General features: G+C 75.2%; 26 protein-coding genes. 18 read left to right on the top strand and 8 right to left on the bottom strand.

Translation table 11 applies throughout. The annotated features are described in order from the left end of the window. The first annotated feature begins 35 nt into the window (after positions 1-35). Positions 36-1,553, top strand: a complete 1,518-nt coding sequence (locus NH342_RS02900) for an LCP family protein (RefSeq protein ID WP_253011062.1) — start codon at positions 36-38, stop codon at positions 1,551-1,553. A 38-nt stretch (positions 1,554-1,591) separates the two neighbouring features. Here NH342_RS02900 and NH342_RS02895 read toward each other — a convergent pair whose 3' ends face one another. Beyond that, complete coding sequence (locus tag NH342_RS02895; protein ID WP_253011060.1) at positions 1,592-2,488, bottom strand: LON peptidase substrate-binding domain-containing protein; 897 nt, start codon at positions 2,486-2,488, stop codon at positions 1,592-1,594. Between the two features lie 89 nt (positions 2,489-2,577). On the opposite strand from NH342_RS02895, the gene hisD reads away from it, so the two are divergent. Genes hisD through NH342_RS02875 form a run of 4 tightly spaced genes read left to right on the top strand, consistent with a single transcriptional unit; the run spans position 2,578 to position 5,752 of the window. Then, positions 2,578-3,879 (top strand): histidinol dehydrogenase, encoded by a 1,302-nt coding sequence (gene hisD / locus NH342_RS02890; protein WP_253011058.1) that lies wholly within the window; start codon positions 2,578-2,580, stop codon positions 3,877-3,879. Continuing rightward, entirely contained in the window at positions 3,876-4,982 is a 1,107-nt protein-coding gene (locus NH342_RS02885) for a histidinol-phosphate transaminase (protein WP_253011056.1), read from the top strand. The genes hisD and NH342_RS02885 overlap by 4 nt, the downstream gene beginning before the upstream one ends. Beyond that, positions 4,979-5,575 carry an imidazoleglycerol-phosphate dehydratase HisB gene (gene hisB, locus NH342_RS02880; RefSeq protein WP_253011054.1) on the top strand — a complete coding sequence of 199 codons (597 nt, stop codon included), beginning with the start codon at positions 4,979-4,981 and terminating at the stop codon, positions 5,573-5,575. The genes NH342_RS02885 and hisB overlap by 4 nt, the downstream gene beginning before the upstream one ends. 3 nt (positions 5,576-5,578) lie before the next feature. Then, positions 5,579-5,752, top strand: coding sequence for a hypothetical protein (locus NH342_RS02875; protein ID WP_253011052.1), 174 nt, complete (start codon positions 5,579-5,581; stop codon positions 5,750-5,752). Here NH342_RS02875 and NH342_RS02870 read toward each other — a convergent pair. Beyond that, positions 5,742-6,089, bottom strand: coding sequence for a MerR family transcriptional regulator (locus NH342_RS02870; protein ID WP_253011050.1), 348 nt, complete (start codon positions 6,087-6,089; stop codon positions 5,742-5,744). The genes NH342_RS02875 and NH342_RS02870 overlap by 11 nt on opposite strands. Positions 6,090-6,107: 18 nt before the next feature. Next, the gene (locus NH342_RS02865) at positions 6,108-7,583 is read right to left on the bottom strand and encodes a SulP family inorganic anion transporter (RefSeq protein ID WP_253011048.1); all 1,476 of its coding nucleotides are present in this window, start codon (positions 7,581-7,583) and stop codon (positions 6,108-6,110) included. A 206-nt stretch (positions 7,584-7,789) separates the two neighbouring features. On the opposite strand from NH342_RS02865, the gene hisH reads away from it, so the two are divergent. Further along, a complete protein-coding gene (hisH, locus tag NH342_RS02860) occupies positions 7,790-8,425 on the top strand; it encodes an imidazole glycerol phosphate synthase subunit HisH (RefSeq protein ID WP_253011046.1) in 636 nt (211 codons plus the stop codon). 3 nt (positions 8,426-8,428) lie between these two features. Here hisH and NH342_RS02855 read toward each other — a convergent pair whose 3' ends face one another. The 3 genes from NH342_RS02855 to NH342_RS02845 are packed head-to-tail and all read right to left on the bottom strand — an operon-like array spanning position 8,429 to position 11,160. After that, a complete protein-coding gene (locus tag NH342_RS02855) occupies positions 8,429-9,475 on the bottom strand; it encodes a molybdopterin-dependent oxidoreductase (RefSeq protein WP_253011044.1) in 1,047 nt (348 codons plus the stop codon). Positions 9,476-9,480: 5 nt separating this feature from the next. Next, complete coding sequence (locus tag NH342_RS02850; RefSeq protein WP_253011042.1) at positions 9,481-10,113, bottom strand: nitroreductase family protein; 633 nt, start codon at positions 10,111-10,113, stop codon at positions 9,481-9,483. Positions 10,114-10,128: 15 nt separating this feature from the next. Continuing rightward, positions 10,129-11,160, bottom strand: coding sequence for an HNH endonuclease signature motif containing protein (locus NH342_RS02845; RefSeq protein WP_253011040.1), 1,032 nt, complete (start codon positions 11,158-11,160; stop codon positions 10,129-10,131). 663 nt (positions 11,161-11,823) lie between these two features. On the opposite strand from NH342_RS02845, the gene priA reads away from it, so the two are divergent. Genes priA through hisF form a run of 3 tightly spaced genes read left to right on the top strand, consistent with a single transcriptional unit; the run spans position 11,824 to position 13,699 of the window. Continuing rightward, entirely contained in the window at positions 11,824-12,558 is a 735-nt protein-coding gene (gene priA, locus NH342_RS02840; protein ID WP_253011038.1) for a bifunctional 1-(5-phosphoribosyl)-5-((5-phosphoribosylamino)methylideneamino)imidazole-4-carboxamide isomerase/phosphoribosylanthranilate isomerase PriA, read from the top strand. Beyond that, positions 12,555-12,932: a RidA family protein gene (locus NH342_RS02835; protein ID WP_253011036.1), complete on the top strand. Its 378-nt coding sequence runs from the start codon at positions 12,555-12,557 to the stop codon at positions 12,930-12,932. Before priA ends, NH342_RS02835 begins: the two co-directional genes overlap by 4 nt. Next, positions 12,929-13,699 (top strand): imidazole glycerol phosphate synthase subunit HisF, encoded by a 771-nt coding sequence (gene hisF, locus NH342_RS02830; RefSeq protein ID WP_253011034.1) that lies wholly within the window; start codon positions 12,929-12,931, stop codon positions 13,697-13,699. Before NH342_RS02835 ends, hisF begins: the two co-directional genes overlap by 4 nt. Here hisF and NH342_RS02825 read toward each other — a convergent pair. Further along, a complete protein-coding gene (locus NH342_RS02825) occupies positions 13,696-14,292 on the bottom strand; it encodes a TIGR03085 family metal-binding protein (RefSeq protein ID WP_253011033.1) in 597 nt (198 codons plus the stop codon). The genes hisF and NH342_RS02825 overlap by 4 nt on opposite strands. Positions 14,293-14,387: 95 nt before the next feature. On the opposite strand from NH342_RS02825, the gene NH342_RS02820 reads away from it, so the two are divergent. From NH342_RS02820 to NH342_RS02810, 3 genes are read left to right on the top strand one after another with little or no spacing between them, the layout of a single operon-like run. Then, the gene (locus NH342_RS02820; protein WP_253011032.1) at positions 14,388-16,283 is read left to right on the top strand and encodes an ABC transporter ATP-binding protein; all 1,896 of its coding nucleotides are present in this window, start codon (positions 14,388-14,390) and stop codon (positions 16,281-16,283) included. Then, positions 16,280-18,073 (top strand): ABC transporter ATP-binding protein, encoded by a 1,794-nt coding sequence (locus NH342_RS02815; protein WP_253011030.1) that lies wholly within the window; start codon positions 16,280-16,282, stop codon positions 18,071-18,073. Before NH342_RS02820 ends, NH342_RS02815 begins: the two co-directional genes overlap by 4 nt. 48 nt (positions 18,074-18,121) lie before the next feature. Then, positions 18,122-18,541 (top strand): hypothetical protein, encoded by a 420-nt coding sequence (locus NH342_RS02810; RefSeq protein ID WP_253011028.1) that lies wholly within the window; start codon positions 18,122-18,124, stop codon positions 18,539-18,541. A gap of 20 nt (positions 18,542-18,561) precedes the next feature. Here NH342_RS02810 and NH342_RS02805 read toward each other — a convergent pair whose 3' ends face one another. Next, positions 18,562-18,966: a cupin domain-containing protein gene (locus tag NH342_RS02805; RefSeq protein WP_253011026.1), complete on the bottom strand. Its 405-nt coding sequence runs from the start codon at positions 18,964-18,966 to the stop codon at positions 18,562-18,564. Positions 18,967-19,027: 61 nt separating this feature from the next. Here NH342_RS02805 and NH342_RS02800 point away from each other — a divergent pair, with 61 nt between their 5' ends. The 6 genes from NH342_RS02800 (at position 19,028) to trpC (ending at position 24,552) form a co-directional block, all read left to right on the top strand. Next, entirely contained in the window at positions 19,028-19,498 is a 471-nt protein-coding gene (locus tag NH342_RS02800; protein WP_253011024.1) for a hypothetical protein, read from the top strand. Positions 19,499-19,508: 10 nt separating this feature from the next. Then, positions 19,509-21,167, top strand: a complete 1,659-nt coding sequence (locus NH342_RS02795) for an FAD-binding dehydrogenase (protein WP_253011022.1) — start codon at positions 19,509-19,511, stop codon at positions 21,165-21,167. A 21-nt stretch (positions 21,168-21,188) separates the two neighbouring features. Then, entirely contained in the window at positions 21,189-21,542 is a 354-nt protein-coding gene (gene hisI / locus NH342_RS02790; protein WP_253011020.1) for a phosphoribosyl-AMP cyclohydrolase, read from the top strand. Continuing rightward, positions 21,529-23,028 (top strand): anthranilate synthase component I, encoded by a 1,500-nt coding sequence (locus tag NH342_RS02785; protein WP_253011018.1) that lies wholly within the window; start codon positions 21,529-21,531, stop codon positions 23,026-23,028. Before hisI ends, NH342_RS02785 begins: the two co-directional genes overlap by 14 nt. Then, entirely contained in the window at positions 23,025-23,636 is a 612-nt protein-coding gene (locus NH342_RS02780; RefSeq protein WP_253011016.1) for a TIGR02234 family membrane protein, read from the top strand. The genes NH342_RS02785 and NH342_RS02780 overlap by 4 nt, the downstream gene beginning before the upstream one ends. A gap of 106 nt (positions 23,637-23,742) precedes the next feature. Next, the gene (gene trpC, locus NH342_RS02775) at positions 23,743-24,552 is read left to right on the top strand and encodes an indole-3-glycerol phosphate synthase TrpC (RefSeq protein WP_253011014.1); all 810 of its coding nucleotides are present in this window, start codon (positions 23,743-23,745) and stop codon (positions 24,550-24,552) included. The last annotated feature ends 33 nt before the right edge of the window (positions 24,553-24,585 follow it).

Raw genomic sequence — 24,585 nt, 5'->3', positions numbered from 1 at the left:
CTCGTCCCGTCGGCTGACCCGCCGGGGGACCGGTCGTGACCGACGAGCGCACGCCGCAGCTCCCCGCCCGCCTGGACCCGCGCCTGGGCCGGCCCGCCGGCGCCGTCCGCACGGCCCGGACCGGCGGCGGCCACCGGGTCGCGGTCGCCGTCCGGGCGATGGCCGGTGTGCTCAGCGTCCTGCTGGTCGCCGGCAGCGGCTGGGGCTGGTACCTGGTCCGCGTCGCCGAGGCCAGCGTCAACCGCACCGACGCCATCCCCACGACCGGGAACACCGACATCAACGGCGACGGCCACGCCGGCCAGGAGATGAACATGCTCCTGGTGGGCGTGGACTCCCGGGCCGGGCTGACCCAGCAGCAGGTCGACGAGTACGCCACCGGCGACCCCGACGACCTGCACAACACCGACACGATGATGCTGGTGCACATCCCCGGCGACGGCTCCGCGGCGTCGTTCGTGTCCTTCCCCCGCGACATGTACGTGCAGATCCCCGGGCACGGCCAGGGCAAGCTCAACTCGGCCTACGCCGCCGGCTACGACGACGTCGACGGCAGCGACGACGACAAGCGCGCCGGCGGCGCGCGCCTGCTGATCCAGACCATCAGCAACCTGTCGGGCCTGCAGATCGACCACTACGCCGAGATCAACCTGCTCGGCTTCATCAACCTGACCTCGATCGTCGGCGGCGTCGACGTCGACCTGTGCCAGGCCAGCGACGACTCGGTCACCGGTGCGCACTTCGACGCCGGCCCGCAGACCCTGACCGGCAGCCAGGCGCTGCTGTTCGTCCGGCAGCGGCACGGCGTCGGGGAGCGGGCCTCGGACTTCGACCGGGTCGCCCGCCAGCAGGTCTTCATCGCCGGGATGCTGCGCAACCTGCTCTCCAGCGACCTGATGCTCAACCCGAACAAGCAGCGCCAGGTCGTCGAGCAGGTCGGCAGCTCGGTCACCCTCGACCGCGGCCTGGACATCTTCACCCTCGCCGCCCAGATGCAGGGCGTGCAGCCGGGCAACATCACCTTCCAGACCATCCCGGGCCTGACCGACGCCAGCGTCGACGGGGTCTCGGTGCTCAAGCTGCCACCCGCCCAGGTGCTCACCGACTTCTTCGCCGACCTGACCGCCGACCCCGAGCCCGCCGCCGACGCCGCCCCGGCGCAGGCCCCGGCGACGGTCGCCCCCGCCCAGGTGACCGTGTCGGTGCTCAACGGCTCCGGGGTCTCCGGTGCCGCGGCCGGCGCGGCCGGGGAGCTGACCTCCGCCGGGTTCGTGGCCAGCAGCGGTGGCAACGCCGCGGCCACCGCCACCACGACCATCACCCACCGCACCGGGGACGAGGCCGCCGCGGCGACCCTGGCCGCCCAGGTGCCCGGTGCCGCGGTGGCCGTCGACGACTCCCTCACCGCGGGCACCGTCGAGCTCGTGCTGGGCACCGACTTCACCGGGGTGGGCCAGCCGGTCACCGCCGCCGCGCCGACCACCGAGCCGGTCGTGCCCGGGTCCTACGTCAACCCCGAGCGCACCGCCGCCGACACCAGCTGCATCAACTGACGAGAAACCCGTTCCGGCATGCTGGCCGGGTCCTTCGCCTAGTTGGGCGTCATGGGCCCGGCGAACTGCTGGATCGGCACCGGGACGGCGCCGAGCTCGCGCAGCAGGGTGAGCTCCCGGCGCAGCAGCCGGGACTCGGCGGCCAGCCGACGGCGGGTGGCGGACTCGGCGAGCAGCGCCTGCCGGTCGTCGGTGGTCAGCAGCGCGGCCGAGGCCACCAGGTAGGACAGGCCGCGCGCGTCGTCGCCCACCTGGCGCAGCAGCGCCGCGGCCGCGCCGTCCGCGGTGGCGGGCCCGTCGTCGTCCCTGTCCGAGCCGTCGGAGCCGTCCAGGCCGAGGTCGGCCAGCAGCTCGGCCTCCTCCTCGTCGTCGACCTCCAGCGGCCCGCCTCCGCTGCGCAGCGCGGCCACCTCGGTCACGTAGCGGGCGAACAGGCCCGAGACACCGCTGACCAGCACGTCCAGCGACCCCTTCGCCACCGAGGCGGCGACGTCGTCGTCGGCGGGGGCGAGGGTGCCGGGCTCGGAGACCAGGCCCTCGGCGTCCCCGGCGGCCTCCTCGGCCGCCTCCTCCTCGCCGAGCCACTCCACCTCGGCCTGCAGGTAGGGCGGGTCGTCGGCGACGACGACGTCCAGCAACCGGAAGCGGTCGGCGCCCACGGTGACCAGCCGGTACCCGCCGTCGGCCTGCGGGGTGACCGCGCGCAGCACGGCGGTGCAGCCGACGTCGAACAGCGCCTCTGCGGGGGCGACCCGCTCGACCTCCCAGCCCTGGCGGATGGCGACCACGCCGAAGGAGCGGGGCCCGCTGCCCTCGGGGCGGGCGACCAGGTCGGCGACGAGCCGCCGGTAGCGGGGCTCGAAGATCTGCAGGGGCAGCACGACGCCGGGGAACAGGGGGCTCCCCAGGGGGAACAACGGGATCAGCTCGCCCACGTCCCGAACCCTACGGGGGACGGCGGGCAGCGGCCCAGCGCCGCGCAACTACCCTGGGGCCGTCCGCCGTCGCCCTCTGGAGGTACCTCGTGCTCGCCCGCATCGACCTGCGTGGATCCCGGCTGCCGGGGGTGCGCGAGCTCACGGGCCTGCTGCCGAGGGCCGGCACCGACATCGACAGCGTGCTGGCCACCGTCCGGCCGATCTGCGAGGACGTGCGCGAGCGCGGCGCCGAGGCGGTCCGCGAGATCACCGCGCGGTTCGACGGGGTGGACGCCGAGGACTTCGCCGTCCCGCAGTCCGCCCTCGACGACGCGCTGGCCTCGATCGACCCCGCGCTGCGGGAGGCGCTGGAGGAGGCGGTGTCGCGGGTGCGGAAGGTGCACGCCGACCAGCGGCGCACCGACGTCACCACCGAGGTCGTCCCCGGCGGCACGGTCACCGAGCGCTGGGTCCCGGTCCGCCGGGTGGGCCTCTACGTGCCCGGGGGGCTCGCCCCGCTGCTGTCCAGCGTGGTGATGAACGTCGTCCCCGCGCAGATCGCCGGCGTGCAGTCGATCGCCGTGGCCACCCCGCCGCAGCGCGACAACGGCGGCCTGCCCGACCGCGGCGTGCTGGCCGCGTGCGCGCTGCTCGGCGTCACCGAGGTCTACGCCGTCGGCGGCGCGCAGGCCATCGCCGTCTTCGGCTACGGCGCCGGGTCCTGCGAGCCGGTCGACCTCGTCACCGGCCCGGGCAACGTCTACGTCACCGCGGCCAAGCGGCTGCTGCGCGGCCTGATCGGCATCGACAGCGAGGCCGGCCCCACCGAGGTCGCCGTCCTCGCCGACGACACCGCCGACCCGGTGCACGTCGCCGCCGACCTGATCAGCCAGGCCGAGCACGACCCGCTGGCCGGCGCGGTGCTGGTCACCACCAGCGAGGCCCTCGCCGACGCGGTCACCGCGGTGGTGCCCGAGCAGGTCGCGGCCACCAAGCACAGCGAGCGGATCACCACCGCGCTGGGCGGGTCGCAGTCGGGCATCGTGCTGGTCGACGACCTCGACGCCGGCCTCGCCGTCGTCGACGCCTACGCCGCCGAGCACCTGGAGATCCAGACCCGGGACGCCCGCGAGGTCGCGCTGCGGGTGCGCAACGCCGGCGCGGTGTTCGTCGGTGCCTGGTCGCCGGTCAGCCTGGGTGACTACGCCGCCGGGTCCAACCACGTGCTGCCCACCGGTGGCTGCGCCCGGCACTCCAGCGGCCTGAGCGTGCAGACCTTCCTGCGCGGCATCCACCTGGTCGACTACGACGAGCAGGCGCTGGCCGGCGTCGCCCGGCACGTCGACGTGCTGGCCCACGCGGAGGACCTGCCGGCGCACGCCGCCGCCGTCGCCGTCCGCCGGCGATGACCTCGCTGTCGGACCTGCCGCTGCGCCCCGAGCTGCGGGGCCGCTCGCCCTACGGGGCCCCGCAGGTGCCCGCCCGGCACCGGCTGAACACCAACGAGAACCCGCACCCGCTGCCCGACGAGCTGCTCGCCGACCTGGGCGCCGCGCTGGGCGAGGCCGCGCTGGACCTCAACCGGTACCCCGACCGCGACGCCACCGCGCTGCGCGCGGACCTGGCCGCCTACCTCTCCCGCTCGGGCACCCCGGTGACCGCGGCGCAGGTGTGGGCGGCCAACGGTTCCAACGAGGTGCTGCAGCAGCTGTCGCAGGCCTTCGTCGGGGCCGGTCGGACCGCGCTGGGCTTCACGCCGTCCTACTCCATGCACCCGATCATCACCGCGGCCACCGGCGGCACCTTCGTCGACGGCCACCGGCGGGCGGACTTCACCATCGACACCGACGCCGCGGTCGCCCAGGTCCGCGACGTCCGGCCCGACGTCGTCTTCGTGACCAGCCCGAACAACCCCACCGGGACGGCGGTGGCGCTGGAGACGGTCACCGCGCTGCACGACGCCTCCGACGGCGTCGTCGTGGTGGACGAGGCCTACGCCGAGTTCGCCCGCGAGGGCACGCCGTCCGCGTTGACCCTGCTCGCGGGCCGGCCGCGGCTGGTGGTCAGCCGCACGATGAGCAAGGCGTTCGGCATGGCCGGGCTCCGGCTCGGCTACCTGGCCGCCGACCCCGCCGTCGTCGACGCCCTGCAGCTGGTCCGGTTGCCCTACCACCTCTCCAGCCTCACCCAGGCCGCCGCGCGGACCGCGCTGGCGCACACCGATGCCCTGCTGGCCACCGTCGACGCCGTCAAGCACGAGCGGGACCGGATCGTCGCCGCGCTGCCCGGCCTCGGGCTGACCAGCGTGCCCAGCGACGCCAACTTCGTGCTCTTCGGCGGGTTCGACGACGCCCCGGCCGTGTGGCAGGCACTGCTGGACCGCGGCGTGCTGGTCCGCGACGTCGGCCTGCCCGGCTGGCTGCGGGTGACCGCGGGCACCGCGGAGGAGACCGACGCCTTCCTCACCGCCCTGGGTGGGGTGCTGGCCCACCTGGGACAATCACCGGCATGAGCCGCACCGCCCGCGTCGAGCGCACCACCAACGAGACGAAGCTGGTCGTCGAGGTCGACCTCGACGGCACCGGCACCAGCTCGATATCCACCGGGGTCGGCTTCTACGACCACATGCTCACCGCGCTGTCCAAGCACAGCGGCATCGACCTGCGCGTGCAGGCCGACGGCGACCTGCACATCGACGCCCACCACACCGTCGAGGACGTCGCCATCGCGCTGGGCCAGGCCTTCGCCGAGGCGCTCGGGGACAAGAAGGGCATCACCCGCTACGGCGACGCCACCATCCCCATGGACGAGGTGCTGGTCCAGGCCGCCGTCGACCTGTCCGGCCGGCCGTACTTCGTGCACGCCGAGCCCGAGACCATGACGCCGATGATCGGCCCGGAATACCCGACCTCGCTGACCAAGCACGTGCTGGAGAGCTTCGCGTTCAACGCCCGCATCTCGCTGCACGTGCGGGTGCTCTACGCCGGCCGCGACGCCCACCACATCGTCGAGGGCCAGTTCAAGGCGCTGGCCCGGGCGCTGCGCACCGCCGTCGCGCTGGACCCCCGGGTCACCGACGTGCCCTCCACCAAGGGCGCGCTGTAACCGGTGGGGTTCGCCTCCGGGCTCATCGCCATCGGCTTGTTCCTGCTCGGCGGGGCGTTCTCGATCTTCCGCGCCGACCACCCCGAGAAGGGCCGGACGACGGGTCAGTGGGTCTTCGCCGGCCTGCTGGTGCTCGCCGCCGCCCTGGCCATCGCCTCCGGCGTCCTCAGGCTCTGAGCCGCCCGGCGAAGGCCTCCGCGGTGGCCAGCTGCGCCCGCAGCGCGTCGACCCGCTCGGCGGCCGCGGCGCGGTAGTGCGCCAGCCGCTCGGCCGGGCCGCCGTCGGCCAGCGCGGTGAGCAGCTCGCGCATCTCCTCCAGCGAGAACCCCAGCGGCTTCATCTGCATGATCACCTGCAGCCGCTCGACGTCGTCCTCGGTGTAGAGCCGGAACCCGCCCTCGCTGCGCGCCGAGGGGACGGCCAGCCCGACCTCCTCGTAGTACCGGATGGTCCGCAGGCTCAGCCCGATCCGGTCGGCGACCTCGCCGATCTGCAGCATCCCGTGCGCGCCCATGCGGCTCAGTGTCCCGGGTCAGTGGCCGGCGCCCAGCGTGCCGGCCATCCGGCGGTGCCAGTGCCCGGCGGCGCCGGTGAGGCCGACCAGCTCCACCGCCGTCCCGCGGGTGGCGTACCGGTGCTCCACGGCGTCCAGCGCGGCCACCGACGAGGCGTCCCAGACCTGGGCGTCCGAGAGGTCGACGACCACCCGGCCGGGGTCCCCGGCGTAGTCGAACCGGCTGACCAGGTCGTTGCTCGAGGCGAAGAAGAGCGCGCCGCTGACCCGGTAGGTGCGTACGCCGTCCTCGACCGGGCCGGGGACGACGGAGACCAGGTGCGCGACCCGGCGGGCGAAGAGCACGCAGGCGGTGAGCACGCCGACGCCGACCCCGATGGCCAGGTTGTCGGTGGCCACGACGACCGCGACGGTCACCAGCATCACCGCGCTCTCGCTGCGCGGCATCCGGCGGAGGGTGCGCAGCGAGTGCCAGTCGAAGGTGGCGATCGACACGAACACCATCACCGCGACCAGCGCCGCCATCGGGATGACCGCGACGACGTCGCCGAGGGCGACCACCAGCACGAGCAGGAACACCCCGGCCAGGAACGTCGACAGCCGGGTCCGCGCCCCCGAGCGCACGTTGATCATGGTCTGGCCGATCATCGCGCAGCCGCCCATGCCGCCGAAGGCGCCGGTGACCACGTTGGCGATGCCCTGGCCCACCGACTCCCGGCGCTTGGAGGACCGCGTGCCGGTCAGGTCGTCGACCAGGGTCGCGGTCATCAACGACTCCAGCAGGCCCACCGCCGCCAGCCCCACGGCGTAGGGCAGCACGATGCGCAGCGTCTCGACGGTCAGCGGGACACCGGGCCACAGCAGCGACGGCAGGCTGTCGGGCAGCGCGCCCTGGTCGCCGACGGTGGGCACGTCGATGCCGGCGGCCACCGCGGTCACGGTCAGCACGATGATCGCGACCAGCGGTGCGGGGACGGCGGTGGTCAGCCGGGGCAGGCCGAAGATGATCGCCAGGCCCACCGCCGCCATCGGGTAGACCAGCCACGGGACGTCGACCAGCTGCGGCACCTGGGCGGCGAAGATCAGGATGGCCAGCGCGTTGACGAACCCGACCATCACGCTGCGCGGCACGAACCGCATCAGCCGGGCGACCCCGAGCAGGCCGAGGGCGATCTGCAGCACCCCGCCGAGCAGGACCGCGGCGATCAGGTACGGCAGCCCGTGCTCGGCGACCAGGGGCGCGATGACCAGCGCGATCGCGCCGGTCGCCGCCGAGATCATCGCGGGCCGGCCGCCGACGACGGCGATCGTCACCGCCATGGTGAAGCTGGCGAACAGCCCGACGCGGGGGTCGACCCCGGCGATGATGGAGAAGCTGATGGCCTCGGGGATGAGGGCGAGGGCGACGACGAGGCCGGCGAGGACCTCGGTGCGCAGGGTGCGGGGGTCGCGCAGGGCCGTGGTCCAGCCGGGCGCGCGCAGGGCAGACGTCATCGTTCCGTTCCGCAGGTGGGGGAGGGGAGGGCCGCTCCGCCGCGCTGCGGGGCCGAGGAGGAACCCTACCCTCACGTGAGGGGAGGGTTGCTCGTGGGAGGGCGTCGACGGGCGAGACCGGGTCGGTCGCTGCCTCGGCCGGCGTCGGGGCAGCAGCCAACCCGGGGTGATCACCGCGGTGGCGGGCGCTGGGTAGCGTGGCGCCGGTGAAGAAGGTCGTCGTCCTGGACTACGGGTCGGGCAACCTGCGCTCGGTCGAGCGTGCGGTCGCCCGGGTGGGAGCCGACGTCGAGGTGACGGTCGACCCGCACGCGGCGCTGGAGGCCGACGGCCTCGTCGTCCCGGGCGTGGGTGCCTTCGCCGCCTGCATGGACGGCCTGCGCGCCGTCGACGGGCCGCGGATCATCGGCAAGCGGCTGGCCGGTGGGCGGCCGGTGCTCGGCATCTGCGTCGGCATGCAGGTGCTCTTCGACCGCGGCATCGAGCACGGCTACGGCGCCGAGGGCTGCGCCGAGTGGCCCGGGGTGGTCGAGCAGCTGCACGCCCCGGTGCTGCCGCACATGGGCTGGAACACCGTCGAGGCCGCCGAGGGCACCGAGCTGTTCGCCGGCATCGAGGACCAGCGGTTCTACTTCGTGCACTCCTACGGCGTGCGCGACTTCCCGCTCGGCCGGGACGGGACCGGCCCGCTGAAGCCGCCTGCGGTGACCTGGGCCGAGCACGGCGACCGGTTCGTCGCCGCGGTGGAGAACGGGGCGCTGAAGGCCACCCAGTTCCACCCGGAGAAGTCCGGCGACGCCGGGGCCGCGCTGCTCACCAACTGGCTGCGCACCCTGGGCTGAGGCTCACTGCAGGGGGAAGGGCGGCTGGAGCCACCAGGGTGAGTCCAGGACCTCGACCCGGTCCACCCACTTCACCCACCACACGCCGCGCCGGCCCGGGGCGACCAGGCGCACCGGGGCACCGTGACCGGGCGACAGGGGCTGTCCCGCGGCGTGGGTGGCCAGCAGCGTGCCCTCGGCGTCGCGCAGCGGGATCCGCCGGGAGAACCCGGTCACCGATGTGACCAGGAGGCACTGCGCGCCCGCGACCTCGCCCAGGTGGTCGGCGACCAGCCGGGCCAGCGTGGTGCCGCGCCAGTCCTGGTCGGCGTACCAACCGCCGGTGCAGTCCAGCCGGGCCCGCACCTCGTCGCCGCGGTCGAGGTCGGCCAGGGGGACGACGACCTCCCGCCCGCCGCCGCTGAGCGTGATCGACGAGCCGACGGCGTCGGGGACGGTGTCCGACGCCCACTGGGTGACCGGCATGGCGGCGGGGTCGTCGGTGCCGCGCTCGTAGGAGCCGGTGCCGCTGCGGCGTGCGCCGGGTGCGCCGGTGACCCGCCAGACGCCCTCGGTCACCGCCCACAGCGCCAGCGACCCGCCGGCGAGCGCGCCGGTACCCAGCAGGGTGCGGCGGGACAGGTCGACCTTCCGCGGTCGCTGGTGCCGGCCCCAGATGTGCGCAACCAGGGCGACCACCAGCACGACGGCCGCGCCCACGTGCACCTGCAGCGCGGCGATCAGCGTCCCGGAGGTGGCCCAGATGCCGGCGGCGCCGGCGGCGTGCAGCACGCCGCTGACCACGCAGACCGCGACCAGCCCGGTCAGCCAGTAGGCCGCGGCCGGGGCCCGCAGCTGCGGCGGCCTGGCCCGCGCCCGCCGGACGACGACGGTCTTCCAGGGCACGAGCAGCAGCAGGCCCAGCCCGGCGGCGCCGTGCGCGACCGCGACCACCCGGCCGGCCACCGGGGTGCCGACGGCGAACCCGAGCACGCCGGTGCCGCCGGCGACCAGCAGCAGGCCGAGCAGGGCGAGGTTGGACCGTCGTCCCGCCCGCTGCAGCCCCCGCACGGCGTTCAGTGTGCGCCGGTGGCGCCCCAGCGGCCGCGGTGCACGACCTCCTCCACCCCGCGCCGGCCCCGCTTCAGCGACGGGGAGCGCCGGTCGTCGGTGCCGGGGTAGCCGACGGACACGCAGCCGACGGGGCGGTAGCCGTCGGGGACGCCGAAGGCCTGCCGCAGGGCGGGCACCCGCGCTGGCGGGACGCCGAAGAAGCACGCACCCAGGCCCTCGTCGACGGCGGTGAGCAGCACGAGCAGCGACGCCATGCCCGTGTCGACGTCCCAGTAGGGCACCGGCCACCGCGCCTCGTCCCGGTCGGTCCAGCCCTTGTCGGGCTCGGCGTAGCGGTCGAGGTAGGCCGCCTTGTGGCTGAACGGCACGACCAGCAGCGGCGCGCGGCGCATCCGGGTCAGCCAGCCGTCGAGGGCTCCGCCGTCGGTGGTCGGGCCGTCGGTGGTGGCGGTCCAGAACGCGTCGCGCTCCTCGGGGGTCTCCAGGACCAGGAAGGCCCAGCCCTGGCTGAACCCGGCGCTGGGCGCGCGCAGCGCGTGGGCCAGCAGTCGCTCCCGGACCTCGGGCGGCACCGGACGGTCGGGGTCGTAGTCGCGCACCATCCGCCGCCGCCGCAGCACCTCCGAGAACTCCACGCCGTCAGCCTGACGTCAGCGGACAGCCCGGTCGAACAGGGGTGGGTCGGGTTGCCGCTGGTGGTCGATGGGCTGCTCGGTGGTGTCGGTGAGGACGCCGGTGATGATCTCGCGGCCGTCGGGGCGGAACGTGCGCCAGTACCGGTCGTCGGGGTCCCATCGCAGGGCGTAGCCGTGGTGGACCTGGGTGTGGTGCCGTTCGCACAGCAGCGCGGTGTTCTCCAGGCTGGTGGCTCCGCCGTCGATCCAGTGCACCAGGTGGTGGGCGTCGCACCACCAGGCCGGGGCGTGGCAGCCGGCGAACACGCACCCACCGTCGCGGACCTCCGCCGCACGCCGGATGTGGGCGGGCACCAGCCGGTGCGCCCGACCGACGTCGAGGGGCAGGCCGTCGGGGCCGAGCAGAATCCGTGCGACGTCGCCGTCGCAGGCGGCCTGCCGGGCCACCGTGTTGCTGGTGGTGGCGCCGGACCCGAGACGTGTGGCGGCGGGACGGGTCTCGGGGTCGGCGAGGTCCTCCAGCTGGATCAACGCCGTCACCTGCGGCTTCGTCTTCCGCAGCATCGGCACGTCCCCGGCCGCCAGGTGCAGGGCAGCCAGCTGGACGAGGGCGTCGGCGGCGCGCTGCTCCCGGGACCGTAGGTCACCCTCGCACCGCCCGGCGGCGGCGATGGCCTCCAGTGCGGCTTCGACCTGCTCGCCACCGGCGGCGTCCAGCTGGCCGCGGATGGCGCGGGTGCCGTCGGCGCGGCGGGAGATCCGCAGCCCCCGGCCCCCGGTCGGATCGGTCGGGGGCGGCCCGTCGGGGTCGATGGCGTCGGCGATCCGCCGGCACACATCAGCCAGCGTGCGGGGCGCGGTCATGGCGGTGCGGGCAACCAGAGCGTCCAACGCCGGCAGATCCGCGCCCACCGCATCGCCGGTGGCCCACACGTCGGCGGAGAGGATCCGCCCGATCACGGTGATCTGACCCGCGGTGATCCCACCTGCGGCCGCACCAGCGCCGACGGCGGGCATCCGCCGGGCCAGCCGCCCGGCCGCGAGCACGGAAGCCGCCTCGGGATCCTGGAGGTGGGCGTGCCCCGCGCAGCCAGGGCTTCATCCCGGTCAACCCGTCGGCGTAGGCAGCATCCACGGCTTCGGCGTGGGCGACGGTGCGGGCCAGCTCCGCCTGCGCCAGGTTCACCAGCCGCGCCAACCCCCGTGCCCGGTCCAGCAGCTGGGCCTGCTCACCCTCCAGCGGGGTCCGGGACGCAGCCAGCGCTGCCTCGATCGCCGCGCACACATCGGCCGGCGGCGGCTCGGGTGACCGGGAGGCGGCAGCCATCGGTGACGGCGCCGGCGGCCGCTCGGCGCCCAGGGCGCCGGGGGCGAGGGGCTCCGGCACCCAGGGCTCGGCGTCGTCCAGACCCACCGCCGCACCTCCCACCCGTTCGATCAGGTGTTCGAACTCCACCGCGGCATCGAGTGATCCGCGACGCGAATCCGCAATTGAACCGCCATGCGACGCTCCCGCACCACTCGGTCCGGGGGCGCGTCCGCCCCGGCGTCGACCTCGCAGAACGGCAACGCCGCAGCGCCGCCCACCGGCGCGCCACCGTTGCGGTTCTGCAAGGTCAACGCGGAACGGGGTTGGTCGGCGTCGGCGAGGACCCGGTCATGGGGCAGTGGCGGCGGGGGTGACCCGGGCCGCTCCCTAGGCTGTCCACCGTGCCGAAGCTGCAGCTGCTCCCCGCCGTCGACGTCGCCGACGGCCAGGCCGTCCGCCTGGTCCAGGGGGAGGCCGGCAGCGAGACCTCGTACGGCGAGCCGCTCGAGGCGGCCATGACCTGGCAGCGCGACGGTGCCGAGTGGGTGCACCTCGTCGACCTCGACGCCGCCTTCGGCCGCGGCTCCAACCGCGAGCTGCTGGCCCGCGTGGTCGGCGAGCTCGACGTCGACGTGGAGCTCTCCGGCGGCATCCGCGACGACGCCTCGCTGGAGGCGGCTCTGGCCACCGGCTGCCGGCGGGTCAACCTGGGCACCGCGGCGCTGGAGTCCCCGGAGTGGTGCGCCCGGGCCATCGCCGAGCACGGTGACCGGATCGCCGTCGGCCTGGACGTCCGCGGCACCCGGCTGGCCGCCCGCGGCTGGACCCGGGAGGGCGGCGAGCTCTACGAGACCCTCGCCCGCCTGGACGCCGAGGGCTGCGCCCGCTACGTGGTCACCGACATCACCAAGGACGGCACGCTGCGCGGCCCCAACCTGGACCTGCTGCGCGAGGTCTGCGCCGCCACCGACCGGCCGGTCATCGCCTCCGGCGGCGTCAGCAGCCTCGACGACATCCGCGCGCTGGCCGGCCTGACCGGCGTCGGCGTCGAGGGCGCCATCGTCGGCAAGGCCCTCTACGCCGGGCAGTTCACCCTGCCGCAGGCCCTGGCCCTGACCGAGGAGGTCGCCGGGTGAGGCGGCTGGGCTCGGGCTCGCCCTGGGAGGACGTGGTCGGCTACAGCCGGGTCGTCCGGACCGGGGACCTGGTCTTCGTCAGCGGCACCACCGGCACCCGCGACGGCGTGCTGGTCGACGGCGGCGCCGCGGAGCAGACCCGGCAGGCGCTCACCAACGTCCTGGCCGCGCTGGAGCGGGTCGGTGCCGGAGTGGCCGACGTCGTCCGCACCCGCCTGTACGTCACCGACATCTCCCGCTGGGAGGACGTCGGACGGGTGCACGGGGAGTTCTTCGGCGCGCACCGGCCGGCCACCGCGATGGTCCAGGTGGCCGCGCTGATCGACCCCGCGATGGTCGTCGAGGTCGAGTGCGACGCGGTGGTGCAGCCGTGAGCCTCGCCGTCCGCGTCATCCCCTGCCTGGACGTCGACGCCGGCCGGGTGGTCAAGGGCGTGAACTTCGTCGACCTGCGCGACGCCGGCGACCCGGTGGAGATGGCCCGGGTCTACGACGCCGAGGGCGCCGACGAGCTGACCTTCCTGGACATCACCGCGTCCTCCGGCGACCGCGCCACCACCTACGACGTGGTCTCCCGGACCGCCGAGAGCGTCTTCATCCCGCTCACCGTCGGCGGCGGCGTGCGCACCGTCGAGGACGTGGACAAGCTGCTGCGCGCGGGTGCGGACAAGGTCGCGGTCAACACCGCCGCCGTCGCCCGCCCCGAGCTGATCGCCGAGATCGCCGACCGCTACGGCAACCAGGTGCTGGTGCTGTCCCTGGATGCCCGGCGCTGCACCGACGGTGCGGCCACCGACTCCGGCTACGAGATCACCACCCACGGCGGCCGCCGCGGCACCGGCCGGGACGCCGTCGAGTGGGTCGTGGAGGCCGCCCGGCTGGGGGTCGGCGAGGTGCTGCTGAACTCCATGGACGCCGACGGCACCAAGGCCGGCTTCGACCTCGCCATGATCGAGGCGGTGCGCCGCGAGGTCAGCGTGCCGGTCATCGCCAGCGGGGGAGCGGGCGCGGCCGACCACTTCGCCCCCGCGGTCGCCGCCGGCGCGGACGCGGTGCTGGCCGCCAGCGTCTTCCACTTCGGCGACCTGCGCATCGGCGACGTCAAGCAGGCGCTGGACGGCGCCGGGGTGCCGGTCCGCTAGGAGACCTCCACCCGGGCGACGCCGTCCCGGCCCGAGGCCCACAGCAGGACCTCCAGCGGCTCGCCGGTCACGGTCACCGCCGGGGTGCCGGACCGGACGGTGCGGGTGGCCCCGGTGTCCGACCGGCGCACCACCAGCCCGCCGCCGCGCGGCCGGGTGCGGGCCAGCACCGGCACCTGGCCCCACAGGAAGTCCTGCGCCGAGCGCGGCAGCCCGCGCGGCTCCCACCCGGGCTGCGCCCGCCGCACGTCCTCGTGGTGGATGGTCATCTCGGCGCCGTTGACCAGCCGGTCCACCGGGTCCCACGCGGTCGGCAGGAACGCGTGGGACCCGGCGCGCAGCTGGTCCAGCAGCCGCGGCCACGGGGTGCCGCGCCGCCACCGGTCGGACACGTGCGCCGTCCACCGGGCGAACGGCCCGCCCAGCACCGCGCCGGGGGCGGCGTCCGGCCGCCGGTCGCGCACCACCAGGTGGACGGCGAGGTCCGCCGTCGTCCAGCCCTCGCAGCACGTCGGCTCGTCCGGGCCGCGGTCGGCGAGCAGGTCGGCGAGCGCGGCGCGCTCGGTCCGGGACAGTGCGGGGGAGTCGCTCACCGGGCAGTTGTACCGCGCCGACGAAATCCCGTAGCCGCGGTAACGATCCCGGGTACGCTCGGTCAGCACACAGGGAGCACCACAGAGGGAGACGCGTGTCCGCGGGCAGCACCGAGAAGACTCCCGACGACACTCCCCGGCGACCCCGCCACGACGGCATCGCCGTCGTGCGCAGCGACCGGGAGCAGAAGAAGGTCATGCGCCGCGGGTTCCGGCACGTCGGGCGGGCCATCCGCGAGCAGCGGGGCATGTTCACCCTCGCCGTCCTGGGCAGCAGCCTCTACGCGGCGATGACCGTGGCCAGCGCCTACGTCATCGGCGGCATCACCGAGCGGGTGGTGCTGCCCTCCTTCGAGCGCGGCTCGGTGACCGCCGGCGCGCTGGTCCTGGCCGCCGTCGCCATCCTCGCGGTCGCCGTCCTGAAGATCATCGGGATCATCGGCCGGCGGCTGTTCGCCGGCATCATGAGCTTCCGGCTGCAGGCCGAGTACCGCCGCCGGGTGACCGGTCAGTACCTGCGGCTGCCGCTGTCCTGGCACCAGCGCCACCCCACCGGCCAGCTGCTGTCCAACGCCAACTCCGACGTCGAGGCCAGCTGGTTCTTCGTCTCCCCGCTGCCCTTCGCCTGCGGCGCGCTGGTCATGGTGGCCATCACCGTGGTCGCGCTGTTCCTCACCGACCCGGTGCTGGCCCTCGTCGGCCTGGTCGTGTTCCCGCTGGTCTTCGTGGCCAACGCCCTCTACTCGCAGGTGATGAGCCCGCGGATGGCCAGGGCCCAGCAGCTGCGGGCCGAGGTCTCGGAGATCGCGCACGAGTCCTTCGACGCCGCGCTGGTGGTCAAGACCCTGGGCCGCGAGGCCGAGGAGACCCACCGCTTCCGCGCCAGCGCCGACGAGCTGCGCGACGGCCTGGTCGCCGTCGGCCGGGTCCGTGGCCTCTTCGACCCGATCATGGAGGCGCTGCCCAACCTGGGCACCCTCGCCGTCCTGCTGGTGGGGGCCAACCAGGTGGCCAACGGCGCCACGAACGCCGGCGACCTGGTGTCGATCGCCTACCTGTTCACCCTGCTCGCGCTGCCCATCCGGGCCATCGGCTGGGTGCTGGCCGACCTGCCCCGCGCGATGGCCGGCTTCGACCGGGTCACCCCGGTGCTGACCGCCGAGGGCGAGACCCCGCACGGGCCCGACGCCGCCCCCGCGGGCAGCGGCGGCGCCGGTGTCGGCGTGCAGGCGGTGGACTTCGGCCACGTCGACGCCGACGGCCGGGCCAACCGGGTGCTGCACGGCGTCACCTTCGACGTCGAGGCCGGCCGGACGATCGCCGTCGTCGGACCCACCGGCTCGGGCAAGTCCACCCTGGCCGGGCTGCTGGTCCGGCTGGTCGACCCGCACAGCGGCGCGGTGCTCCTGGACGGCGTCGACCTGCGCAGCCTGCGCGAGGGCGAGGTCGCCGGGCAGGCCGCCTTCGTCGCGCAGGGCACCTTCCTCTTCGACGACACCGTGCGCGGCAACATCACCCTGGGCGCGGACTTCACCGACGAGCAGGTGCAGGAGGCGCTGCGGGTCGCTGCCGCCGAGGACTTCGTCGACCGGCTGCCCGAGGGCCTGGACACCAAGGTCGGCGAGCGGGGCGCCAGCCTGTCCGGCGGGCAGCGGCAGCGCCTGGCGCTGGCCCGCGCCGTCGTCCGGCGTCCGCGGCTGCTCGTCATGGACGACGCCACCAGCGCCGTCGACCCCAGCGTCGAGGCCCGCATCCTCGACGCGCTGCGCACCAGCGACGCCCCCGCCACCGTGGTGGTGGTGGCCTACCGGCAGGCCACGATCGGCCTGGCCGACGAGGTGCTGTGGATCGACCGCGGTCGGCTGGTCGCCCGTGGTGGCCACGCCGAGCTGCTCGCGCAGGTGCCCGGCTACGCCAGGCTGGTGCAGGCCTACCAGCCGCCGGACGAGATCACCGCCGCCGAGCCCGAGCCCGCCGGGGCGCAGGCATGACCGCCGTGACCGAGCGGGCCACCGAGTCCGCCACCGCCACCCTGCGCCGCGGGCTGCGGATGATGCCCGAGTTCCGCCGCGGCCTGCCGGTGACCTTCCTGCTGGCCCTGGTCGCCACCGCCGGCCGCGTCGTCGTGCCCGTCGCGGTGCAGCAGACCCTCGACCGCGGCCTGGGTGCCGACGGCGGCCCGGACATCCCGCTGGTCCGCGAGCTCGTGGCGGTCTGCGCCGTCGTCGTGCTGGTCACCGCGTTCGCGGTCTACCGGATGAACGTCCGGCTGTTCCGCACCACCGAGACCGCGCTGGCGAACCTGCGGGTGCGGGCGTTCCGGCACGTGCACGACCTCTCGGTGCTGCACCAGCAGGGCGAGCGCCGCGGCAACCTGGTCTCCCGGGTCACCAGCGACGTCGACCAGCTGTCGGTCTTCATGCAGTGGGGCGGTGTGCTGGGCCTGGTCAGCATCGGCCAGCTCGTCGTCGCCACCGCCGTGATGTTCTTCTACAGCTGGCAGCTGACCCTGCTGGTGCTGGTCTGCTTCGTGCCGCTGGTCTACGCCGTGAAGTGGTTCGCGAAGCGGCTGGCCGAGGTCTACGGCACGGTCCGCGAGCGGGTCGGGGACGTGCTGGCCGCGGTGGGGGAGAGCGTCGTCGGTGCCCCGACCGTGCGCGCCTACGGCGTCCGGGCCCGCACCGCCGCCCGCATCGACACCGCCATCGACCGGCACTACCGGGCCTCGGTGCAGGCCCAGCGCACCACCGCCGGGGTCTACGTCAGCGGCGAGTTCGTCGCCGCCGTCGCCAACGCAGCGGTGGTCGTGGTCGGCGTGCTGCTCGGCGTCGGCGGGCAGATCTCGGCCGGCACCCTGGTCGCGTTCCTGTTCCTGGTCACCCTGTTCGTGGCGCCGGTGCAGACCGCCAGCGAGGTGCTCAACGAGGCGCAGAACGCCGTCGCCGGGTTCCGGCGGGTGCTGGACGTGCTCGACACCGAGCCCGACGTGCAGGACCCCCGGGACGGCGCGCAGCTGCCCCCGGGTGCGCTGGGTGTCCGGTTCGACCACGTCACCTTCCGGTACGCCCCCGGAGCCCGCGCCGCGCTGGACGACGTCGACCTGGAGATCGCGCCCCGCACCCGGGTGGCCGTGGTGGGCGAGACCGGCTCGGGCAAGACCACCTTCGCCAAGCTGCTCACCCGGCTGATGGACCCCGCGCAGGGCCGGGTGCTGGTCGGCGGCGTCCCGCTGGACCGGGTGGCGTTCTCCTCGCTGCGCGAGCGGGTGGTCATGGTGCCCCAGGACGGCTTCCTGTTCGACGCCTCGGTGGCCGACAACGTCCGCTACGGCAAGCCCGGGATGACCGACTCCCACGTCGCCGCCGCCTTCGACGAGCTGGGCCTGGGCGAGTGGGTGGAGGGCCTGCCCGAGGGCGTGGCCACCCAGGTCGGCCAGCGCGGGGAGTCGCTGTCGGCGGGGGAGCGGCAGCTGGTCGCCGTCGCCCGGGCCTACGTGGCCGACCCCGACCTGCTGGTGCTCGACGAGGCCACCAGCGCGGTCGACCCGGCCACCGAGGCCCGGCTCACCCGGGCGCTGGACACCCTGACCACCGGCCGGACGACGATCACCATCGCCCACCGGCTCTCCACCGCCGAGCGGGCCGACGAGGTGCTCGTGGTGGACGCCGGCCGGGTGGTGCAGCGCGGCAGCCACGCCGAGCTGGTCGACGAGCCGGGGGTCTACGCGGGGCTGCACGCCTCGTGGCGGCGCTCCTCGGGCGGCGCGGTCAGCCGGGTCTGACGGCGCGCGTGCCCCCGCGCGCGCGGGACAGCACCTACCGTGCGCGGCATGGTGCAGCCCGCTCCCCGCAAGGTCCCGCCGATCCCCGCGGGGGTGGCCGCGCTCTGCGCACTGCTCGGGGCGCTGCCGGTGGCGGTGTTCGCCTTCATCGGCGGGGTGTTCGGCCTGGCGTCCCAGGTCTGGCAGGGCCTGGTCTTCGGGCTCGTGCCGGGCGCGGTGGCGGTGACCGTGCTGGTCGGCATCGTGCTGCTGCTGCTCATCGGCCGGTCGTGGCGGGTGCTGGTGGTCGGGTCGGTGCTGACCCTGGTGCTGGTGGTCTGGGCGCTCACCCAGGGCGCGGCGTCCGACGATCCCGGCTCGGTCGTCGTGCTCGTGGCCGGGCCGCTGGTCGCGGCGCTGCTGGCCTCGCTGCCGGTGGTGCGTGCCTGGGTGACCGCGCGGGGCGTGGAGCGGGCCGCCCGGGGCTGACCCCGGACGGCCCGCCCGCCTCAGGCCGGCGGCTCGTCCTGGCCGGACTCCTCGAGCTCGTCGGCCTCCTCCTTGGTGCGGTGCACCGCGCCGTCGGCGTGGTCGGCCGGGCCGTAGACGGTGTAGAGCACCCAGGGGTTGGGCCCGTCGTTGACGAAGTTGTGCCTGGTCCCGGCCGGGACGACGACGATCTCGCCCGGCTTGACCGTCTTCGTCGAGCCCTCGATCACGGCCTTGCCGACGCCACTGACGAAGCTCAGGATCTGGTCGTTCTCGTCGTGGACCTCCTCGCCGATCTCCCCGCCCGGCGGGATCGTCATGATCACCAGCTGGGTGTGCTCGCCGGTCCAGAGCACCCGACGGAAGTCGGCGCTCTTCTCGGCGACGGTCGCGATGTCGAAGTGCACGATGTCCTTGGCTGCCATGGCCACCCCTTGCCCCGCACCGATGTGGATCATGCAGGTGCGCGACCTAGGCTGCGGGCCCATGGCGAAGTCGTCCCGTCCCGCACCCGTGCGGCGCTCGCCCCGCGCGGCCCGGCCCACCCCCGCCCGTACCCCCGTGCTGCCCGAGCGGCCGGTCGCCGCCGCCTGCGCGGCCGTGTTCGGGGTGCTGGTCACCGCGGAGGTGCTCTACCTGACCTGGCTGCTGGTCGCCCCCGACGCCGACCTGGTCGCCGCGCCGCGCTGGCTGGCCGTCGTCCTGGTCGCCCTCGCCCTGGTGCCGCTGGCCGGGGCCGTGCTCACCTTCCTCGGCCGGGGACGGGGCTGGCTGGTGCTGCTGGTCGGCTGCACGGTGCCGCTGCTGGGGCTGCTGGCCGTGGCCGTCCTGTTCGGGTTGCTGGGGGCGGGCTCGGCGACCTGGTGGGCGATGCTGCTGGCGCTGGGTCCGCTGGGCGGGCTGGTGCTCGCCGCGCAGCGGTCGGTGCGGGCCTGGACCACCCGGCCCGCTCGCTAACCTCGGACCCGTGACCACCGACACAGCCGACGTCGTCGTCGTGGGGGCGGGCCTGGCCGGCCTCGTCGCCACCGCCGAGCTCGCCGACGCGGGCAAGCGGGTGCTGCTGCTGGACGCCGAGCCCGAGCAGAACCTGGGCGGACAGGCGTTCTGGAGCTTCGGTGGCCTGTTCCTGGTCGACTCCCCGGAGCAGCGCCGGCTGCGGGTGCGCGACTCCCTGGAGCTGGCCCGGCAGGACTGGTTCGGCACCGCCGGCTTCGACCGCGCCGAGGACCACTGGCCCCGGCAGTGGGCCGAGGCCTACCTGCAGTTCGCCGCGGGGGAGAAGCGGTCCTGGCTGCACCAGCAGGGCGTGCGGTTCTTCCCGGTCGTCGGCTGGGCCGAGCGCGGCGGCTACACCGCCACCGGCCACGGCAACTCCGTCCCCCGCTTCCACATCGTCTGGGGCACCGGCCCCGGGGTCGTCGCCCCCTTCGAGCGGCGGGTGCGCGAGGCCGCGGCCCGCGGGCTGGTGGAGTTCCGCTTCCGGCACCGGGTCACCGGCCTGGTCACCAGCGGCGGCGCGGTCACCGGCGTGCGCGGCGAGGTGCTCGAGCCCTCCGACGCGCCGCGCGGCGAGGCCACCTCCCGCACCGCGGCGGGGGAGTTCGAGGTGGCCGCGCAGGCCGTCGTCCTCACCACCGGCGGCATCGGCGCCAACCACGAGCTGGTCCGCCGCAACTGGCCGGCCCGGCTGGGCCCCGCGCCGCAGCGGCTGCTGTCCGGCGTGCCCGCGCACGTCGACGGGTCCGGGTTGCTGGCCGCGCAGGCCGCCGGCGCCAGCGTGGTCAACCCCGACCGGATGTGGCACTACACCGAGGGCATCGAGAACCACTCGCCGATCTGGGCCCGGCACGGCATCCGCATCCTGCCCGGCCCGTCCTCGCTGTGGCTGGACGCCACCGGCACGCGGCTGCCCGTCCCGCTCTACCCCGGCTTCGACACCCTCGGCACGCTGGCCCACATCGGCACCACCGGGTACGAGCACACCTGGTTCGTGCTGGACCAGAAGATCGTGGAGAAGGAGTTCACCCTCTCCGGCTCCGAGCAGAACCCCGACCTCACCGGCAAGGACCTGAAGCTGCTGCTGTCGCGGGTGCGGCCCGGCGCGCCGGCGCCGGTGCAGGCGTTCCTGGACAAGGGCGCGGACTTCGTGACCGCGACGACCGTCGCCGAGCTGGTCGAGGGCATGAACCGCATCACCGGCGGCACCCCGCGGCTGGACCCCGCGGTCGTCGAGGCCGAGGTCGTCGCCCGCGACCGGGAGATGGCCAACGCCTTCTCCAAGGACGGCCAGGTCACCGCCATCCGCGCGGCCCGGCGGTTCCTCGGCGACAAGCTCATCCGGGTCGTGCCGCCGCACCGCATGCTCGACCCCGCGAACGGGCCGCTGATCGCGGTGCGGCTGAACCTGCTCACCCGCAAGACGCTCGGCGGGCTGGAGACCGACCTGTCCGGCCGGGTGCTGCAGCCCGGCGGCGAGGTGTTCGGCGGGCTCTACGCCGCCGGCGAGGTGTCCGGGTTCGGGGGCGGCGGCGTGCACGGCTACCGGTCGCTGGAGGGCACCTTCCTGGGCGGCTGCATCTTCTCCGGCCGGGTCGCCGGGCGGGCGGTGGCCGCCGCGTTGTAGCCGCGCGGGACACTGGACCACGTGCCTGCCCTGGACCCCGAGGTCGCCGACCTGCTCGCCCGCACCCCCGACGGTCTGGTCGCCGCGGTCGCCCAGCAGCACGACACCGGCGAGGTGCTGATGCTGGCCTGGATGGACGACGAGGCGCTGCGCCGCACCCTGGCCACCGGCGAGGCCACCTACTGGTCGCGCAGCCGGGGGGAGTACTGGGTCAAGGGCGCCACCAGCGGCCACCGGCAGGCCGTCCGCGAGGTCCGGCTGGACTGCGACGGCGACGCCCTGCTGCTGCAGGTCGACCAGACCGGGCCCGCCTGCCACACCGGCGAGCGCAGCTGCTTCCACCGCCCGCTGGGGGTGCCCGGTGCGGCTGGGTGAGACCACCCCGTTCGACGCCCTCGGCGACGGGCCCGTCGTCCCGGTCACCCGCCGGCTGCTGGCCGACTCCGAGACCGCGGTGGGGGTGTACCGCAAGCTGGCCGGCAACCGGCCGGGCACGGTGCTGCTGGAGTCCGCCGAGCAGGGCAAGCAGTGGTCGCGGTACAGCTTCGTCGGGGTGCGCAGCGCCGGCGTGCTCACCGAGGTGGACGGTGCGACCCAGTGGCTGGGCCAGGACCTGCCCGGCATCACCGACGACCTGCCGGCCGACCCGCTGGCCGCCGTCCGCACCGTGGCCCGGCGGCTGCGCACGCCGCGCGCGGCCGGGCTGCCGCCACTGACCGGCGGCCTGGTCGGCTACCTGGGCTACGACGTCGTCCGGCGGCTGGAGCGGCTGCCGGAGACCGCGCGCGACGACCTGGGCATGCCCGAGCTGGCGCTGAGCCTGGTCACCGACCTGGCCGTGCTGGACCACCACGACGCGACGGTGCTGCTCATCGCGAACGCGTTCAGCCGCACCCGCGAGGCCCACGACGACGCGGTCGCCCGGCTCGACGCGATGGCCGACGACCTCACCCAGGCCGCCCCGCCCGGGGTGGCCGCCGTCGTCACCGCCGACCCCGCCACCGTCTACGACCGGGTCACCAGCACCATGACGCCGGAGGGCTACCGGGAGGCGGTCGAGGCGGTGCGCGAGCACGTGCGGGCCGGCGACGTGTTCCAGACCGTGCTGGCCCAGCGGTTCAGCCGGCCCACCGACGTCGACGCCTTGGACCTCTACCGGGTGCTGCGGGCGTCCAACCCCTCGCCGTACATGTACCTGCTGCGCTTCGCCGGTCGGGAGTCGCCCTTCGACGTCGTCGGGTCCTCGCCGGAGGCGCTGGTCACCGTCACCGGCGACGCCGCGGTCGTGCACCCGCCGGCCGGCACGCGCCCCCGCGGGGCGACCCCGGAGGAGGACGCCCGGCTCACCGAGGAGCTGCTCGCCGACCCCAAGGAGCGCGCCGAGCACGTGATGCTGGTGGACCTGGCCCGCAACGACCTGGGCCGGGTCTGCGAGCCCGGCACCGTCGAGGTCGCGGACTTCATGCGCATCGAGCGGTACAGCCACGTGATGCACCTGGTCTCCACCGTCGCCGGCCGGCTCGCCGCTGGCCGCGACGCCCTGGACGTGTTCGACGCGACCTTCCCCGCCGGCACCGTCTCCGGGGCGCCCAAGCCGCGGGCGATGGAGGTCATCGAGTCCCTCGAGCCCACCCGGCGGGCGCTGTACGCCGGCACGGTCGGCTACGTCGACGCCAGCGGCGACATGGACATGGCCATCGCCATCCGCACCGCCGTGCTGCACGCCGGCACCGCGCACGTGCAGGCCGGCGCGGGCATCGTGGCCGACAGCGACCCGGCGGCCGAGGAGGCCGAGACCCGGCACAAGGCCCGCGCGGTGCTGTCGGCCATCGCCACCGCCGAGGGGCTGCGCGAGCTGTGAACCGCCGCCGGGAGCTGACCGCCGCGGTGCTGGCGTGCGCCGCGGCCGGCGGGCTGGCCCTGTCCTCCGCCGGGCAGTCCTGGGCCGCGGTCACCGTCACCCGGCCGGCCCCGCTGCCGCCGGTCGACGCCGCGCTCACCGGGAGCACGCTGGCCCCGTTGGTGCCCGCCGCCGGCCTGCTGCTGCTGGCCGCCGCCGTGGCGCTGTTCGCCGTCCGCAGCTGGGGCCGGGTCGTCCTGGGCGTGCTGGTCGTCGCCGCGGGCATCGCGCTCGGGACGGCGGCGGTGCGCACCCTCACCGGCGCGGTCACCGTCGACCCGGCGGACCTGCGGACCCAGGTGGGGCTCGACCGTGCGACGGTCGCCGTCGACCCGTCGGTGGGCTGGCCGGTGCTGGCCCTGCTGGCCGGGGTGCTCGGTGTCGCGGCCGGTCTGCTGGTCGTGCTGCGCGGCCGCGGGTGGCCCGGCATGGGGCAGCGCTACCAGCGCACCGGCACGACGACCGGGCCGGCACCCCGCCGTCCGCAGACCGACGAGGACCGGCACCAGGCGGCCTGGAAGGCGCTGGACGGCGGCACCGACCCCACCGACGACGACCCGGGACGGTGACCCTCCGGACCTGCCCCCGGTGCCACGTCTCTAGAGTGTCGTCACCGATCCGACCGGTGAGGGAGCAGCCCATGAACGAGTCCGCCGTCGACCCGGAGCACCGGTCGTGAACGTCCTCATGGACATCGTCGCCGGCGTCCGCGAGGACGTCGCCGCCCGCCAGGCGGTCACCCCGCTCGAGGAGGTGGCCGCCGCCGCCCGCGACGCCCGCCCGGCCCTGGACGCCCTGGCCGCGCTGCGCGCCCCCGGCGTCGGCGTCATCGCCGAGGTCAAGCGGACCAGCCCCTCCAAGGGCGCGCTGGCCCCCATCGACGACCCCGCCTCCCTGGCCGCCCGCTACGCCGACGGCGGCGCCCGGGTGATCAGCGTGCTCACCGAGCGGCGCCGCTTCCACGGCAGCCAGGCCGACCTCGCCGCCGTCCGGGCCGCCGTCGACGTCCCCGTGCTGTGCAAGGACTTCGTGGTGTCCAGCTACCAGGTGCACGAGGCCCGGGCGATCGGTGCCGACGTCGTGCTGCTGATCGTGGGGGCCCTGGAGCAGAACGCCCTGGTCGGCCTGCGGGAGCGCATCGAGTCCCTCGGCATGACCGCCCTGGTCGAGGTGCACACCGAGGAGGAGGCCTCGCGGGCGCTGGAGGCCGGGGCATCGGTGATCGGGGTGAACGCCCGCGACCTGACCACGCTGGAGATGCACCACGAGACCTTCGAGCGGATCGCCCCCGGGCTGCCGACCGAGGTCGTCAAGGTGGCCGCCTCCGGTGTCCGCGGCCCGCGCGACCTGATCAAGTACGCCGGCGCCGGGGCCGACGCGGTGCTGGTCGGCGAGGGTCTGGTCACCGCGCCCGACGCCCGCCAGGCGGTCGCCGACCTGGTCACGGCCGGGTCGCACCCGGCCACCCCCCGCGCCACCCGCTGACGTCAGCGGGCCACACTGGGGGCGTGACCACCA

Source organism: Klenkia sp. PcliD-1-E, assembly GCF_024124375.1.
Classification (GTDB): Bacteria; Actinomycetota; Actinomycetes; order Mycobacteriales; family Geodermatophilaceae; genus Klenkia.
The sequence above is the reverse complement of the archived record's forward strand: the minus strand, read 5'-3'. Positions and strand labels throughout refer to the sequence as shown.